This window comes from Streptomyces sp. NPDC001848, from assembly GCF_042891915.1.
Lineage (GTDB): Bacteria > Actinomycetota > Actinomycetes > Streptomycetales > Streptomycetaceae > Streptomyces.
This window is the reverse complement of the sequence record NZ_JBIATP010000029.1, coordinates 47,393-62,251: the sequence shown is the minus strand read 5'-3', so window position 1 is coordinate 62,251 and position 14,859 is coordinate 47,393. Positions and strand designations below refer to the sequence as shown.

Below are 14,859 nucleotides of genomic sequence, written 5' to 3'. Positions count from 1 at the left end.
CGCCACCGGCAGTACGGGCGGCACAACCCGGCGGTACAGGCGGCCCGCCCTCCTCAGGCAGCGCCACCGGCAGTACGGGCGGCACAACCCGGCGGTACAGGCGGCCCGCCCTCCTCAGGCAGCGCCACCGGCAGTACGGGCGGCACAACCCGGCGGTACGGGCGGCCCGTCCGCCGGCGTGCGTGGCGCGCGCTCGGACTACAGCCACTTCCCTTCCAGGGCGGTGGCCGTGAGGCCCGGGGCCGCCGCGTACAGGACGGCACGATTGCCCGGTTTCTGCCCGGCGTCGTGCGCCCTGCGCAGGATGTCGAACACGGCGGCGCCTCCGCGGTTGCCGCTGGTGTAGCTGTCCCGGCTGTAGTCCAGCAGCCCCGACGGCCACCCGTCGGGCATCGTCTGCTCCATGTACTCCAGCACCCGGGTCCCGCCGGGGTGCGCGAGCAGAACGTCGGGGTGCCAGGAGTCGGGGTCGTCCTGGTAGCGGGCGTGCAACCACTCCCACATCGCGGTGACCGTCTCCTGTACGGCCCGCGGCCCGCGCCGGTCCATCACGAAGTGGGTGCCGTCCGCTCTGGTCTCCAGGCGGTGCAGGTCATGGGTGCCGGGCAGGGTGTGGTGCCAGGCGGCGTCCAGCCGCAGCACCGACTCGGGCCTCGGGCGGCCCGTGACCACGGCGGCGACCGCGGTGTCCGCGAACAGCAACCGGACGATCAAGGATTCCAGAGTGTCGTCCGCGGGCTGGTAGGTCGTGCTCAGCGCCTCCGCGATCACGACCAGGACCACCCGGTCGGGGTCCGCGGCCACGAGATCCGCCGCCAGCGCCAGGGAGCGGGTCCCGGCGACGCAGGCCCACTGCGTGGCCGGCAGCAGCATCACGTCGTTGCGGAGCGGGAGCTTGTTGGCCAGGGCGATGTCCAGCCCCGGTAGCGCCGGGGTGGTGGAGTGACTGGTGATCAAGCAGTCGACGTCTGCGACGTCCAGCCCGGCGATCTGCAGGGCCCCGCGCGCTGCACGCTCCCCGTAGGACTGCACGGCCGCCCAGGCCGGAGCTGTGCGCTCCTGGACCGTCTGCGGCGCGGGTATCGCCTCAAGGGCGGCGATCACGCGGTCCACGTCCTGCTCGGTGAACCCGTCGCGGGCCAGCGCCGCTCGGGCCGGCCCGATGCCTGCAGCCCGCAGGGCGCCCCCGTTGCCAGGCGCGACGGCGGTCTCCAGCGGCAGCATCCACCCGCGGGATTCGATGCCCGTACTGGCGGCGATGCCGTCGATCCGCGGCGCCCACGCCGCATGCGGGTGTCGGCCGCGCACGTCCGCGACGATCTGGCTGGTCTCTACGGTGTGCTCACCGTGTATCACGGCAGGAGGGCACAGGTAAGCGGCCACAATGGGCACCTTTCTGGGGGAAAAGGGGGATGGAGGGATAGGAGGTAGGGGGAAAGGGGGGAACATCACGAGTGCTGTGCCATGAGTCACTTCGCACTTCGCGTCCAAGTTGATGCCGCTACGCTCCACTTCGGGCGTCGACATCCGTTTCGAGCATGGACGCTAAAGGGACATTTCCGCTGTGATGCAGGCAACTTGGACAGCTTCTGGGGTGCGTGACACGGCACACACCGCTGCCCAAGGAACTTCCGGCGCGGTGCCGCGCACCTCTACCTGGCACATAGTCGGATCGAGACCACGATGGAGACCGGGGCCGCTACCCACGGACCTGGCCGAGACGGGCTTTCACCCACTGGACTGCGCCGCTACCTGCGGGACAGGACAACGCCGACCACCATGTCGTCGAACTGGTTCCGGAGAAGCCGGGTATCCCGACCTCTCGGTGCACCGGTGGAGTTGGCCGGCCGAAGTCGGCTCCGCTTGCCTGATGACGACGAACTCGCCGCGGTCGGGTACGGCTTCGATGTACCACCGCTCCGTGTACGCCTGGCCCTTGTTGCCGGTCGGTCGCTCGGACCTTCTCTTTCGGATCACTCTCACGGGCGTGCGATAGGTTGCCGGTCATGACTGGACTCGGGCCCGTCGCCTGGCCACCTGCCCCGATCAGGACCGAACGGCTCGTGCTCCGCGAGTCCGAGGCACGAGACCGTGCGGCGTTCATCGAGCTGTTCGCATCGCCAGAGGTGCGCACCTACCTCGGTGGCCCTCGACCGCGCGATGAGCTCGAACGCGCGGTGCCTGAGGTGCCCGGGCGGCGCCCCGGCCTTTTCGTGATCGATCTCGACGGAGCGATGGTCGGCACGGTCACGCTCGATCGGCGCGGCGCGGAGCGTCCGGGTCACATCCGTCCGAATGGTGGAGAGGCCGAGCTCGGCTACATGTTCCTGCCGAAGGCGTGGGGATACGGGTACGCCGCCGAGGCGTGCGCGGCGGCACTCGACTGGTTCGCCGACGCGCTTCCCGGCGAGCCGGTGGTGCTCTGCACACAGACCGCCAACAACCGCTCGATGCGCCTCGCGGCCAAGTTGGGGTTCACCGAGGTGGAGCGGTTCGAGGAGTACGGCGCCGAGCAGTGGTTCGGCGTGTGGTCCCCGGTCACACCGTCCGGATGAACTGGTGCCCCGACAGGCGGCGTTCGCCCCGTCGAGGCGCCCGGCACGCTCCCCCAAGCTCTTCGAGCAGGGGGTACCCCCAGAGCACGCACCGGACGCCGCTCCTTGACGGGCAAACGTTGCCTGCGGGGCACTAGTCAGGCGTGGGAAGCCGGGTGGGGACCGTGTTGCTCACCTGCTGGAAAATGACCGAGGTGCGGAAGCCGGTGATCTCGCCGCGCTTGCTGAGCCGGTCGGTGAGGAAGGCGTGCAGGTGGTCGAGATCCTGCACGGCGACGTGGAGGAGGAAGTCGTCACCCCCGGAGAGCACGAAGACGTGGAGGACTTCCGGCAGGCCGCCGGCGAAGGCCTTGAAGGCGTCGATGACGGCGCGACTGAGGGGGCGCACCTGAACCGAGACGAGCGCCTGAACGCTGCGGTTGAGGGCTGCGGGGTCGATGTCGGCGTGGTAGCCGCGGATGACGCCCCGGCGATGGAGTGCCCGAACCCGCTCCAGACAGGTCGAGGGGGCGATGCCGAGTTGCCGGGCGAGTTCGCGGTTGGACTGCCGTGCATCTGTTTGGAGGAGCCGGACAATCTCCGAATCAAGTTCGTCCACGGTCGCCGAGGCTACCTCAGCTGCAACCAACTGTTCGGAAGAGACGCCATTCGAGGAGTCAATCGTGCAGCATGGCCCTCCTCGAATCGGACGAACGCAGAGACGGAGGACTCCGAGTCGCCGCTTCCACCACCGGGCTCGCCGGATTCGTCCACGTCGTCCTCGACGAGGACGGCCGCTGGGGCAGCCTCATCGACAACCTGCACGTCGTCCAGCACCGTCGGTGCACGGGCCTCGGCACCGCGCTGCTCTCCCGCGCCGCACGCGCCGTTGCCGAACGCGCGCGTGGCAGCGCCCTGTACCTGTGGGTGCTCGAACAGAACACGGCGGCTCAGGAGTTCCACCGGGCCCTGGGCGGAACCTGCGTCGAAAAAGCGCCGGTGTCGCCCCCCGGCGGTGTACCGTCCCGGCTCGCCGGTTCCCCTGCCAAGCTCCGCTTCACCTGGCCCGACGCCTCGTTGCTCGCGCAGACCGGTGGACGGCGAGGCGTAGCGACAATCCGGAGGGACGCGCCATGACCCCCGACGCGGGTACCGCCGTCGACCACTACGACCGGCTGCTCGCCGAGCACTACACCTGGATGCTGGGCGGCGACGTCCACCGGGTCGCGGACCGGCAGGCCGAGCTGCTCGCGGAACTCGGCCTGCCGGGAACCCGGGACGGCGGGCCGGCCATCGACCTGGGCTGCGGCTCCGGTGCGCAGACGCTGGCCCTGGCACGCCTCGGTTTCTCCCCGGTGATCGCCGTGGACACCAGCCGCCGCCTGCTCGACGAGCTCGTCACGTACGCCCAGGACACCACGGTCGTCCGGCCGGTGCTCGGTGACGTCCGCACCGTGCTGCCCGAGGCGGCCGAGCCGGGCACGGTCGCGGCCGTCGTCCGCATGGGTGACACGCTCCCCCACCTCCCGTCCAAGGCGGACGTCCCCGTGCTGCTCGGCCACATCAGCCGTGCCCTCGCCTCGGGCGGCCACCTCGTCGTCACCTACCGCGACCTCACGGCTCAGCTGCGCGGCACCGACCGCTTCATCCCGGTACGCAGCAGCGACGACCGGCTGCTCACCTGCTTCCTGGAATACCGCGACGAGGACACGGTGATCGTCCACGACCTGCTCCACACCCGGACGAACGGCGCCTGGCAGCAGCGGGTCGGCAGCTACCCCAAGCTGCGGATCGCGTCCTCCTGGCTGGTCGAACAGTGCCGAGCGGCGGGACTGGACCTCCGCCACGACGCCTCCGACTCCAGGGGCATGCGGATCCTGCACGCCGTAAAGCCCTGACGGGCATTCAGGGCACTCACCGGCACTCCGAACCGGAAAGGCGACCGGCATGAACTCCACCAGCACAGACACAGCGCCGACTTCGGCGACCACGGCCAGAGCCTGCGGGGTCCTCGTCGCGAGGACCGGTGTCACCCTCTCCTACGACGACCTCGGTTCCCCCGCGGGGGTGCCGGTCCTGTTGATCCACGGGCACCCGTTCAACCGAACCATGTGGCGTCCCCAGGTGGATGCGCTGGTGGACGCGGGGTACCGGGTGGTCGTCCCCGACCTGCGCGGGTACGGGGAGAGCACGGTCGTACCCGGTACGACGCTGCTGTCGGACTTCGCCCAGGATCTCGCGGACGTGCTCGGCCATCTCGGGCTGGAGCGGGCCGTGGTGGTTGGGCTGTCCATGGGCGGGCAGATCGCCATGGAGTTCCACCGGACACACCCCGAGCGGGTGGCCGCGCTGGTGCTGGCCGACACCTCGCCGGTCGCCGAGACCGAGCAGGGCAGGGCGTTCCGCAACGCCCTCGCCGATCGGCTGCTGGCCGAGGGCATGGATGGATACGCGGCCGAGGTGATCGACAAGATGATCGCGCCGCACCACGTGACCGGCCTGCCCGAGGTCGCCGGGCACGTCCTGGGCATGATGCGCGGTACCGCACCGGCCGGGGCCGCGGCGGCCCTGCGCGGACGGGCCGAACGGCCGGACCACCGCCGTACGCTGCGGGACGTGCGGGTACCGACCCTCGTGATGGTCGGCGCGGACGACACCTACACGCCGGTGGAACAGGCCGAGCTCATGCACGGGCTCGTCGCCGACTCGGCTCTCGCGGTCATCGACGACGCGGCCCACTTGCCGAACCTGGAGCAGCCGGAGCGGTTCAACGCAGCGCTGCTGGCCTTCCTCGACGCTCACCGGACCGCACTGGCGCCCCCACATCCGCTGCTCGAGTACCTTCTCGCCGCCGCCGAAGGACGCTTCCCACCCGCCGACGGGGCGGTCACGGTGCTGCCCGCGCTGCCGGGAGGCCTGGAATGCTCGGTCGCCTTCACCGGCCACGCCGTCGTCGCCACCGCGCTGCCCGCCGCACAGGTCCACGCCCACCAGCCCGACGGCTTCGGCGGCTCCCTGTCCCCGGACTTCCTGCGCGCCCTCGCCGGACCCACGGGCCGGATCGGAAGCGTCGACGCCACCCTCGTACATCGCGGCTCCGGCGGCACTCCCCGTCTGCGGCCGCTCACCGGTGCCGACGACCACCCCAGGGTGCGGTACGCCCGACAACTGCGCGCCGGCGTCCGGGCGTTCGGCGACGACCGGGGTCTGGTCACTCTCGCGGCGGGCCTCGCCGGGCGTACGGAACTCAGCATCGAACTGCATCAACCCGCGGACGGCGGTCGCGGACACGGCCGGGCGCTGCTCGCCGACGCCCTCACCTTGGTACCGGAGAACGAGCCCGTCTACGCCGCCGTCGCCCCGGGCAACGCCCGCTCCCTGCGGGCCTTCCTCGCCTCCGGGTTCACCCCGATCGGAGCCGAGGCCCTCGTCCGGCCGGAGCGGAGCCAGGCATGACGACGCCGCGCCCGCATACCGCGGGGTCCGCCGTGACACGCCGCAGCTACGACACGGTGGCCGAACGCTACGCCGCCGAGATCGGCGACGAACTCGAGGGCAAGCCCCTCGACCGCGCCCTGCTGGACGCCTTCGCCGAACTGGCCTCCGACGGGCCGATCGTGGACGTCGGCTGCGGCCCGGGCCATGCGACAGCCCACCTGGCCCGCCGTGGAGCCCGTACCTTCGGCGTCGACCTGTCGCCTGCCATGTGCGGCATAGCGCACCGCGCCACCGCCCTGCCGTTCGCAGCGGCGGACATGACCGCGCTGCCGATCCGCTCGCGGACGGTGAGCGGCATCCTGTGCTGGTACGCCGTGATCCACCTGAGCCAGTCCGAACGGGCCGCCGCCTACGCGGAATTCGCCCGCGTGCTGCGCCCCGCCGGCCATGCCCTCCTCGCCTTCCACACCAGCGACGGCGACAGCCGCCCCGGACAGGCCAAACACCTCACCGAATGGTGGGACCGCCCCGTCGATCTCACCTTCCGCTTCCTCGACCCGGTCGCCGAAACGGCGGCCCTCGCCCAAGCGGGCCTCACCCTCACCGCACGACTCGACCGAGCACCACACCCCGGACACGAGCACCCCAGCCGGCGGACCTATCTCCTGGTACGACGGCTCCCCCAGGCACAAGGACAGGCACCGCTGTAGCGCTACGCGCGGTGTTCGCCGCGCTCGCCCCGCTGGTGACGGCAGCAGAGGCCGGGGCCGTGCCGGTGGCCGTCCACCGGCGACGCGCTCGCGGTCCCCATGAGCGCCGCACACTGCGCCCGCTTGGCGCTGTCGACCATCCGGTCGCTGTCCGAGGCGGCGTTGGCCAGGCTCGCGCAGCACACGGTCAGCAGCAGGGCGCCCGCCAGGAAGGGCAGGCTTCGGCGGGCGGGGGGCGGCGCCAGCAGGGCCCGTACCCGCTGGGGCACCTCCCCGCCGGTCACGGCAAGGGCGGGGCGAGGTGCGCCGGCGGACGCGAGGGCGGCGTGGCCGACCGCGCGGGCGACGACCGCCCGGTCCCCGACCTGCGCGGCGGCCTCCTCGTCGGCCCAGCGCTCCAGGACGAAGGCGCCTGTGTCGGCCAGGGGACGCAGCAGCGGGTTCAAGGCGGCCGTGAGCCGCCACAGGCGCAGGAACAGGTGGTGTCTTGCGCGCAGATGGGCCCGCTCGTGCGCCAGCAGGGCCGCGCGCTCCTCGTCGCCGAGACAGCGCAGCATGCCCCGGGAGACGACGATCCGTCCGGGCCTGCCGGGCAGGGCGAAGGCCAGCGGAACGTCGTCGTCGAGCACGGCCAACTCCGTGCGACCGCGCAGCCCGGCACACTCCCGGCGGGTCCGCACGACCTGGCGCACCTGGCGGACAGCGGCCACGCCCAAGGACACGACGCTCGCGGCCAGGACCCAGGTGCTGACGGCCGCGACGACGAAATACACCGGGTCCTCGGCGCGCAGCGCGGTCACCGACCAGTGGCCCTCGGCCGCAACCTGGGGGATCTGCGCGATGCCGGTGAAGGCCAGCAGGGCCAGCGAGCCGGTCCAGCCGACCGCCATGACGAGCGCGGCGCAGGCCAGGGCCCAGGCGGCGGGTCGCGGACTGAGCCGTCGCGCGAGACGCGGCGCGAGCAGCGTGAGGACCGCCGTGCCGGCGAACGGTACGTAGACGCTGATCAGCACCGGCTCACTGCTTCCCTTCGGAGCCCTCGCCCCGGGCTTCGTGCCCGGACAGGAGGTGGTGCAGCAACTGCTCGTCCTGCGCGGAGAGTTCGGAGACGAAGCGGGTCAGCACCGCCTCACGGTCGGAACCTTCCTCCAGCAGCGATCGCATGCGCCGGGCCGTGTGCGACGCCTCGTCCCGGACCGGCGCGTAGGCGAAACCGCGGCCCTCCCGGTGCCGGACGAGCATGCCCTTGTCGTGGAGGCGGGACAGGATCGTCAGGACGGTGGTGTACGCCAGGTCGCCGGGCAGCCGCTGAAGGACCTGCCGGGCGGTCAGCGGGCCGTCGGCGGCCCACAGCGCGGCCAGCACATCGCTCTCCAGTTCGCCGCGCGCACGCCTACCGGATCTGCCGGCGGTCGCCTCGTCCCTCGGGTCGCTCACCATCCGCCTTTCCTCACCCTGCATCCGGACAGGCTACCCGGTCATCTCCTACTAGTTGTAGGAGGTATGCTCCGGGCTTCGAAGCACTCGCTACTACATCTTGTAGAGTTCCCCCCTCTCCCGACGGCCGGAGGACCAGCCCCATGCCCCACGCCGGACGCACCCTTCCGGACGCCGGACGCACCCTTCCGGTGCCCGCACTCACGGCCGCCGTACCGCGCCCACGGAGCGAGGCGACACCCTCCGGCCGGATCGCGATCATCTCCGCGAGCGTCGGCGCGGGGCACGACGGTGCCGCCGCCGAACTCGCCCGCCGCCTCGACCAGGACGGCTACACCGCCGACCGGCACGACCTGCTGGACCTGCTGCCCGCTCGGCTCGGCCGCGCCGTCCAGGAGGGCTACCACCGGATGCTCGTCCGGGCACCCTGGGCCTACCAGCGGATCTACGCCGGCACCGAGCGCGCCGGAGGCGGTGGCCCGGCGGCACGGGCGCTGCTGCGCTCCGCCGAGGACCGGGTGCTGCGCGCCCTGGCCCCGGGGACCGGCGCGGTCGTCTCCACCTATCCCGGGGCCAGCCGGGTGCTGGGCAACCTGCGCCGGTCCGGGCGGCTGACCGTCCCGGTCCTCACCTACCTGACCGACTTCTCCGTGCATCCGCTGTGGGTGGCGGACGGCGTGGACGTCCACCTCGCGGCCCACGCCGTACCCGCCGCCCAGGCACGGGCCGCCGGAGCCCTGGACGTACGGGTGTGCGGGCCGGTCACCGATCCGCGGTTCAGGCCCTGCGACACACAGGAACGCGACCGCGCGCGGGCCAGGTTCGGGCTGCCGCCGCACAGCCCGATCGCCCTGCTCGTCGCCGGGTCCTGGGGCGTCGGGCCGGTGCGGCAGGTGGCGCTGGAGGTGCGCGACTGCGGCGCCGCCGTACCGGTCGTCGTCTGCGGCCGGAACGAGACCCTGGCCGAGCAACTGCGCGCCGACGGCATCGAGCACGTCCACGGCTGGGTGGACGACATGCCCGGCCTCATGCACGCCGCCGACGTCCTCCTCCAGAACGCCGGCGGGCTCACCTCCCTGGAGGCTTTCGCCGCGGGCCTCCCCGTCGCCAGTTACCGCTGCATACCCGGCCACGGCCTGACCAACGCCGCCGCCCTGGACCAGGCCGGCGTGGCGGTATGGATCCGTGACCCGGCCGATCTCAAGTCCGTACTGCACGACCTGGTCGACGGTCCGCTCGGGACACGCCAGCGCGCGACGGGCCTCGCCCTGTTCGCCGGGACGCCGGACGAAGGCCCGGCGGCCGAGATAGCGCGCGTGCACCGCTCGGGGCCCTCACGACCGGACCCCCGGCCCGTTGCCCGCCGGCGCCCCACCCCCCGACGACTCGCCCCGACGGTCGCTCTCGCGTGCGCCGTGTGGGCGTGCGCCGTCGGCACCGGCGTCGCGACCGCGTACGACGGCCCGGGCCTGGTGCACGCCATCGGCCACGGCATCGACCTGGACGACCTCGCCACGCATCACGGCCACCAGCCGGAAGGACACCACTCGTGACCACGGCCCGCACACTGCGCACCGCCACCCTGACCGCCCTGCCCGTGCTCGCCGCCGCCCACGCGGCGCCCGTCCTCTCCACGTTCGGACCGCTGCGCAACCGCGTCCTGCCGCGCCTTTCCGGCCGAGGCCGCCCGGACCACGTCGCCCTGACCTTCGACGACGGCCCCGACCCCCGCTCCACCCCGCACTTCCTCCGGCTGCTCGCCGACCACGGCGTACACGCCACCTTCTTCCTGCTCGGCACGCAGGCGCACCGCTCACCCGGTCTGGTCCGCGAGATCGCCGGGGCCGGCCACGAGATCGGCATCCACGGCTGGCTGCACCGCCCGCTGCTGCTGCGGGGCCCACGGGCGACCTACGACGACTTCGCCCGCGCCCGCGACACGGTCGCCGCGATCACCGGGCGACGGCCCACCCTGTTCCGGCCGCCGTACGGGGTCATGTCCACCGCCGCCCACCTGGCGGCCCGCCGCCTCGGCCTCACGCCGGTGCTGTGGACCTGCTGGGGCGAGGACTGGACGGCCCGGGCCACCCCGGACTCCGTCCACCGCACCGTCACCCGCGATCTGGACGGCGGCGGAACCATCCTGCTCCACGACTCCGACTGCACTTCCGCCCCGGGCGCCTGGCACTCGGCCCTCGGCGCCCTGCCCCGCATCCTCGACACCTGCGCGGAGCGGGGCTTCGAGGTGGGCCGGCTGTGCGACCACGGACGGCCTGCGCCCGCACTCGTCGGATCCCCACACCACGGGCGGCCCGCGCCTGGCTGACGAGACGTTTGCTGCGCGGCCGGCCCATGCTGTCCCTGGCCACGACCTTTCTCATCGCGGTTGGCCGGTCCCCTGACACGTTTTGCATAGTGCAAATTCACGAAAAGGGGAAGCAATAAGAGCCATACCGGCCGCAAGGGGCGGAAAGCAGATGTCCGGCACCGCACCGAGGGGTGTCCCGCCCACACGGCGCCACCTTGAGCAGGTCGGCGAGCGCCACCAGCTTGGTGGCGCCCCGCGTGGACAACACCACCAGCATCCGGAACTGCGGGAGGGTCACCCGCTCCTCCACCGCGGCGAGGGAACGGGCGGAAACCGCCACCAGCAGGCGGGACGCCGTCAGCACCGCCCTTGTGACCGCATCGACGTCGTCCATGGTCCCCGCAGGGTGCTCTCGCTCTGGCATGGTTCCTTTCCACCGCGCCGAAGTCGCTGCGCTCCCCTGGGATGGGAACCTGTGGGCGGGCAGCATGCCGACAGCCAACCCCCGCGCGCGGTGAACCGGGCACGCCTTCGGGCACCCGGCTTCCGGCTGTCGCCGGCAACCGGCAGGCCGCATCACACGTCGTCCATCCGTTGCGGGAATCCGCGGAGCACCCTCACCGGTGTTCGGAGTTTTCGTAGTCGTGGCGGCAGCACGCGTCCCAGGCGGTGCCGCACTGTGTGCGAGCGCGACGGCACGTCCGTCCCACATTCGGCTCCAGCGTGCGGGCCGGCCGTGCCAGGCGCCACCACAGCGCCGCCGAACGGCCCGGCAGTTGCTCAGCGCTCCGAACAAGACCCGGGCGGGTCCTCGGCCCGGCCCACGAGGCGGCCCCGGCCCGGTCAGGACATCGGATCCAGGAACGTCAGCACGGAGGCGTCCTCCTCGATCAGCGGGGCGAGAGCGGTGTTGAAGGGGGCGCCGTACGGGGCCTTCAGGTGCGCCTGGAAGGCGTCCTCGTCCCGGTACACCTCGAAGATCCAGTATGCGCGCGGGTCGGCTGTCTTCGTGTAGACGTCGAAGGCGAGGTTGCCTTCTTCCTCGCGCACCTTCCGGGCGTAGTCCCGCAGCAGGCGGGCGACCTCGTCCTCCGCTCCCTCGCGGGCGGTGAACTCGGCGAGCAGGGTCTTCTGCACGGTGTGATGTCCTCCTTGGTGTCGGGGATCAGTAGCGGTAGGAACCGAGGTGCCGGACACGGGCGCGCTCCAGGTTCACCGAGCCGTTCTCGGCGAAGACCTGCACCCCCTGGGCGGCGGGGTCGGGGAAGATCTGGTCAGTGATCACTGCCTCGCCACTGCCGCCGAAGACCTCGACGGACGACCAGTCGACGAGGACCCGCAGTTTCACCTTGCCGTCCTTGGCCTGCAACGGTGCGCGCTGGACGCCGGGAAAGGCGCTGCTGAAGTCCACCGCGCCGGAGCGGGTTCGGTCGACGTACAGCTCCTGCGTCGTGGTGTCGTACCCGATGACGGTCTCCTGTCCGGCGCCGGTGCGCACCTTCAGCCCGAACCGTTCGGCGTCCCGGAGGGAGAAGGTCGCCTCGATGTCGAGCGCCTTGCCCTCGGCGGCGGGACCGATCAGCGGCCGCGAGCCGTTCGTGACGGTGACGTCGGCCGCGCTCGACGCGTCGCCCTGCCGCAGGGACGCCAGGCTGCTGACCGGCTCGCTGGTCAGCCGGATCCGGCCGTCGACGGTGCGCAGGGCCATCTCCCGGGGGACGCTCTGCGCGCTGCGCCAGGGAGAGGTGGGGATGGCGCCCCCGTACTCCCAGTCGTTCATCCAGCCGATCATGTACCGCTTGTCGCCCGGCGTGTTCTCCCAGGACACCGCCGCGTAGTAGTCCTTGCCGTAGTCGGCCCAGTCGGCGCGCTGCACGGCGGACTTGGCGGGAGCGTCCGCGGCGGTGAACTGGTCGGCCAGGATGTGGCCCCAGCCGCCGGTGTTCATGTCGACGATCTGGATCCGCGCCTTCTTGCCGGCCCAGGGGCGCATGTCGAAGGAGGCCCAGTCCAGGGTCTCGCTGTCGGAGCCGGTGGCGCTGCGGACGACCTGGCCGTCGACGACCAGGTTGACGGAGGTCTCCCGGGAGACCGGCTGCGCCCGGGTGTCGGACAGCGTGATCCGGTCGACGTTGAGGTGGCCCCAGCCGCCGGTGTTGTCGTCGACGATCTTGATCTGTGCCTTCTTGCCGGCGAGGTCACGGACGTCCCAGGAGGCCCAGTTGAGGGCCTCGTCGTCCTGTCCGGTGGCGCTGCGCACCACCTTGCCGTCGACGAGGAGCTCGACGGCGGTGGGGTTGGCTCGGCCGACGGGGTGGTTGCCGCCGCCGATGAGGAAGTCGATGTAATCCTTGTCGATGGTGAACTCGGGTGAGGTGAGGGTGCCGGTGGTGGAGTCGCCGTTGAGGTAGGTGTCGACCAGGCCGTCTCCCAGCCAGCCGGTCACCTGTTGCTGGTTGGGGAGGGTGCCGGTGGCCGGTGCGGTGCCGAAGGCGTCCCCGGTCGTCGTCCAGGCGCCGTAGGTGCCGCCCTCGAAGTCGGCGAGGACCGTCCCGTCGGGGGCAGCACCCCGCTCCAGGACGGTTCCGGCCTCGTGCGGGTGCCGTCCGCCTCCCACCTTGAAGTTCAGGTACGGCCTGTCGACGGTGAACTCCGGTGAGGTGAGGGTTCCGGTGGTGCCGTCGCCCGCGTGGAAGCTGTTGGCGAGCCCCTTGCCCTCGAAGCCGTCGACCGCCCCCTGCCCGGCGAGCGCCCCGGCTGCCGGTCCCTCGCCGAACGCGGTGCCGGTGGTCGTCCACGTGCCGTAGCCATCACTCTCGAAGTTCTGCACGACCGTGCCGGCGGGGGGTGTGTAGGTGCCCTGGTCCTGGGCCGTGAACCTCTTGCCGTCGAAGTCCCCGACGAAGTACTGGGCGCCCGAACCACCGGTGATGCCCCCGGGGTTGATGTTGACGACCAGGACCCACTTGATGTTCTTCTTGTCCCCGTCGACCGCGAGGGGGAACAGGTCCGGGCACTCCCACACACCGCCGGTCGCACCGGCGGGTCCGAACTCGCTCAGTGGCGTCCAGTCCTTGAGGTTCCTGGACGAGTAGAACCGCACCTTGTGCTCGGCGGACAGCGACACCGTCATCAGCCAGCTCTTCGTCGGCGCGTACCACTGGACCTTCGGGTCGCGGAAGTCGGTGGAGCCTATGTCGAGCACGGGATTGCCCTGGTACTTGGTCCAGGTGCGGCCGCGGTCGGTGCTGTAGGCGAGCGACTGGGCCTGCCTGCCCGTGTTCTTGAGGTAGCTGGTGTAGATCGCCACCATGGGCGGGTTCGTCGGGGTGCCGAATCCGCTGGTGTTGTGCCAGTCGACCACGGCGCTGCCGGAGAAGACCATCTCCTTGTCGTCGTACGACAGGGCGAGCGGCAACTGCTTCCAGTGGACCAGGTCGGTGCTCACCGCGTGGCCCCAGGACATGTCGCCCCAGGTGTTGCCGTTGGGGTTGTACTGGAAGAAGAGGTGGTACTCACCCTTGTAGTGGACGAGGCCGTTGGGGTCGTTCATCCAGTTCTTGTCCGGCGTGAAGTGGAACTGGGGCCGGTAGGTCTCGGAGTACGGCGGGGTGTCGGCAGCGGCGGCCCGAGGAGCGAGCGGGGCGGCGGACAGGGCGCAGACGGTCGCCACCGCCGCGATCAGCCGCACGCGGGCATGTCGGGGTACACGTCCAGAGCTCATGCTGTCTCCTGTGCTGCGGCCGTCCACGCGGCGGACTGCCGCACGGCGTGGACGTTCGGCCGGAACTGGCGCTCTGCGGCACCGTCGTCCCATGGCGCCGAGAAGGCGTGTCGTCTTTGCGTGTGATCCTTGCGTAGGCGGCATGTCATCGTTGACTTGTGTCATCGATGACATCGAACGGGCCCGATGATGGGCGCAGTTCGGCCGACGCGTCAACGGTTCGGCCGTGATTGCTCCGCAACCGCCCGTCGGCCCCTCACGCGTCGGAGCCTGGCGCCAGCCGCGTCGGAGCCTGGCGCCAGCCGCGTCGGAGCCTGGCGCCAGCCGCGTCGGCCGGCTCCGCCAGGGCGGAGCGGGACCGGCGTCCTGGCAGGTCAGAGCCGGGACCGGTGGTCCGCGGCGCCGGCCAGGGCGTCGACGACGCACGCTGCGACCACGCCGATCTCCCGCGGGCTCATGGGGGGATCCCCGCTGCGGACGGTCGGGCAGGTGTTGGGCAGCCGGGGCGCGGTAGGGAGCGGGTCGGCGACCGGAACGCCGGGGCGGCAGCCGTCGGCGTTGCCGATTTGTGACGAGCACAAGGCATTGACGTTGCCGGGAGGGGAGTCCATCATCCTCGGCAAGCAAGCAGTGTCAACGATGACATAAGTCAACGATGACACCTGGGGACGGCATGCTTCGATGCCGGCCGCGCCGCCCGCAATCCCG

Annotated in this window: 14 protein-coding genes and 1 pseudogene; 7 read left to right on the top strand and 8 right to left on the bottom strand. The window is 71.6% G+C overall.

Annotated features, from left to right (window positions below; all coding sequences use genetic code 11):
• Positions 1-198 precede the first annotated feature (198 nt).
• Complete coding sequence (locus tag ACFYZJ_RS37635; protein WP_388576425.1) at positions 199-1,383, bottom strand: type III polyketide synthase; 1,185 nt, start codon at positions 1,381-1,383, stop codon at positions 199-201.
• A gap of 623 nt (positions 1,384-2,006) precedes the next feature.
• Between ACFYZJ_RS37635 and ACFYZJ_RS37630 the strand changes: the two genes are divergently transcribed.
• Positions 2,007-2,555: a GNAT family N-acetyltransferase gene (locus ACFYZJ_RS37630; RefSeq protein ID WP_388576422.1), complete on the top strand. Its 549-nt coding sequence runs from the start codon at positions 2,007-2,009 to the stop codon at positions 2,553-2,555.
• A gap of 133 nt (positions 2,556-2,688) precedes the next feature.
• Here the strand turns inward: ACFYZJ_RS37630 and ACFYZJ_RS37625 are convergent, their stop codons facing one another.
• Positions 2,689-3,153: an Lrp/AsnC family transcriptional regulator gene (locus ACFYZJ_RS37625; RefSeq protein ID WP_388576420.1), complete on the bottom strand. Its 465-nt coding sequence runs from the start codon at positions 3,151-3,153 to the stop codon at positions 2,689-2,691.
• A gap of 71 nt (positions 3,154-3,224) precedes the next feature.
• Between ACFYZJ_RS37625 and ACFYZJ_RS37620 the strand changes: the two genes are divergently transcribed.
• From ACFYZJ_RS37620 to ACFYZJ_RS37605, 4 genes are read left to right on the top strand one after another with little or no spacing between them, the layout of a single operon-like run.
• Positions 3,225-3,671 (top strand): GNAT family N-acetyltransferase, encoded by a 447-nt coding sequence (locus tag ACFYZJ_RS37620; protein ID WP_388576417.1) that lies wholly within the window; start codon positions 3,225-3,227, stop codon positions 3,669-3,671.
• The gene (locus tag ACFYZJ_RS37615) at positions 3,668-4,432 is read left to right on the top strand and encodes a class I SAM-dependent methyltransferase (protein WP_388576415.1); all 765 of its coding nucleotides are present in this window, start codon (positions 3,668-3,670) and stop codon (positions 4,430-4,432) included. The genes ACFYZJ_RS37620 and ACFYZJ_RS37615 overlap by 4 nt, the downstream gene beginning before the upstream one ends.
• A gap of 49 nt (positions 4,433-4,481) precedes the next feature.
• Positions 4,482-5,990: an alpha/beta fold hydrolase gene (locus ACFYZJ_RS37610; RefSeq protein ID WP_388576412.1), complete on the top strand. Its 1,509-nt coding sequence runs from the start codon at positions 4,482-4,484 to the stop codon at positions 5,988-5,990.
• Positions 5,987-6,682: a class I SAM-dependent methyltransferase gene (locus ACFYZJ_RS37605; protein ID WP_388576410.1), complete on the top strand. Its 696-nt coding sequence runs from the start codon at positions 5,987-5,989 to the stop codon at positions 6,680-6,682. Before ACFYZJ_RS37610 ends, ACFYZJ_RS37605 begins: the two co-directional genes overlap by 4 nt.
• Positions 6,683-6,684: 2 nt before the next feature.
• Here the strand turns inward: ACFYZJ_RS37605 and ACFYZJ_RS37600 are convergent, their stop codons facing one another.
• Positions 6,685-7,695 carry a M48 family metalloprotease gene (locus ACFYZJ_RS37600; protein ID WP_388576407.1) on the bottom strand — a complete coding sequence of 337 codons (1,011 nt, stop codon included), beginning with the start codon at positions 7,693-7,695 and terminating at the stop codon, positions 6,685-6,687.
• A 4-nt stretch (positions 7,696-7,699) separates the two neighbouring features.
• Positions 7,700-8,143 (bottom strand): BlaI/MecI/CopY family transcriptional regulator, encoded by a 444-nt coding sequence (locus tag ACFYZJ_RS37595; protein WP_388576405.1) that lies wholly within the window; start codon positions 8,141-8,143, stop codon positions 7,700-7,702.
• 119 nt (positions 8,144-8,262) lie between these two features.
• On the opposite strand from ACFYZJ_RS37595, the gene ACFYZJ_RS37590 reads away from it, so the two are divergent.
• Together ACFYZJ_RS37590 and ACFYZJ_RS37585 are read left to right on the top strand one after the other, a co-directional pair.
• Positions 8,263-9,672, top strand: coding sequence for a glycosyltransferase (locus ACFYZJ_RS37590; RefSeq protein WP_388576403.1), 1,410 nt, complete (start codon positions 8,263-8,265; stop codon positions 9,670-9,672).
• A complete protein-coding gene (locus tag ACFYZJ_RS37585; RefSeq protein WP_388576401.1) occupies positions 9,669-10,445 on the top strand; it encodes a polysaccharide deacetylase family protein in 777 nt (258 codons plus the stop codon). Before ACFYZJ_RS37590 ends, ACFYZJ_RS37585 begins: the two co-directional genes overlap by 4 nt.
• Before the next feature lie 187 nt (positions 10,446-10,632).
• Here the strand turns inward: ACFYZJ_RS37585 and ACFYZJ_RS37580 are convergent.
• From ACFYZJ_RS37580 to ACFYZJ_RS37565, 4 genes and pseudogenes are all read right to left on the bottom strand, one after another.
• A pseudogene (locus tag ACFYZJ_RS37580) lies at positions 10,633-10,851 on the bottom strand (MarR family transcriptional regulator); the annotation flags it as partial.
• Positions 10,852-11,270: 419 nt separating this feature from the next.
• Positions 11,271-11,564 carry a putative quinol monooxygenase gene (locus ACFYZJ_RS37575; protein WP_388576399.1) on the bottom strand — a complete coding sequence of 98 codons (294 nt, stop codon included), beginning with the start codon at positions 11,562-11,564 and terminating at the stop codon, positions 11,271-11,273.
• Positions 11,565-11,592: 28 nt separating this feature from the next.
• Positions 11,593-14,151, bottom strand: coding sequence for a GH32 C-terminal domain-containing protein (locus ACFYZJ_RS37570; RefSeq protein WP_388576397.1), 2,559 nt, complete (start codon positions 14,149-14,151; stop codon positions 11,593-11,595).
• 374 nt (positions 14,152-14,525) lie between these two features.
• Positions 14,526-14,732, bottom strand: coding sequence for a hypothetical protein (locus ACFYZJ_RS37565; RefSeq protein ID WP_388576395.1), 207 nt, complete (start codon positions 14,730-14,732; stop codon positions 14,526-14,528).
• Positions 14,733-14,859 lie beyond the last annotated feature (127 nt).

Coding starts and splice junctions, on each gene's coding strand:
- ACFYZJ_RS37630 (WP_388576422.1), top strand. CDS start 2,007: ATGACTGGACTCGGGCCCGTCGCCTGGCCACCTGCCCCGATCAGGACC.
- ACFYZJ_RS37620 (WP_388576417.1), top strand. CDS start 3,225: ATGGCCCTCCTCGAATCGGACGAACGCAGAGACGGAGGACTCCGAGTC.
- ACFYZJ_RS37605 (WP_388576410.1), top strand. CDS start 5,987: ATGACGACGCCGCGCCCGCATACCGCGGGGTCCGCCGTGACACGCCGC.
- ACFYZJ_RS37595 (WP_388576405.1), bottom strand. CDS start 8,143: ATGCAGGGTGAGGAAAGGCGGATGGTGAGCGACCCGAGGGACGAGGCG.
- ACFYZJ_RS37615 (WP_388576415.1), top strand. CDS start 3,668: ATGACCCCCGACGCGGGTACCGCCGTCGACCACTACGACCGGCTGCTC.
- ACFYZJ_RS37570 (WP_388576397.1), bottom strand. CDS start 14,151: ATGAGCTCTGGACGTGTACCCCGACATGCCCGCGTGCGGCTGATCGCG.
- ACFYZJ_RS37610 (WP_388576412.1), top strand. CDS start 4,482: ATGAACTCCACCAGCACAGACACAGCGCCGACTTCGGCGACCACGGCC.
- ACFYZJ_RS37590 (WP_388576403.1), top strand. CDS start 8,263: ATGCCCCACGCCGGACGCACCCTTCCGGACGCCGGACGCACCCTTCCG.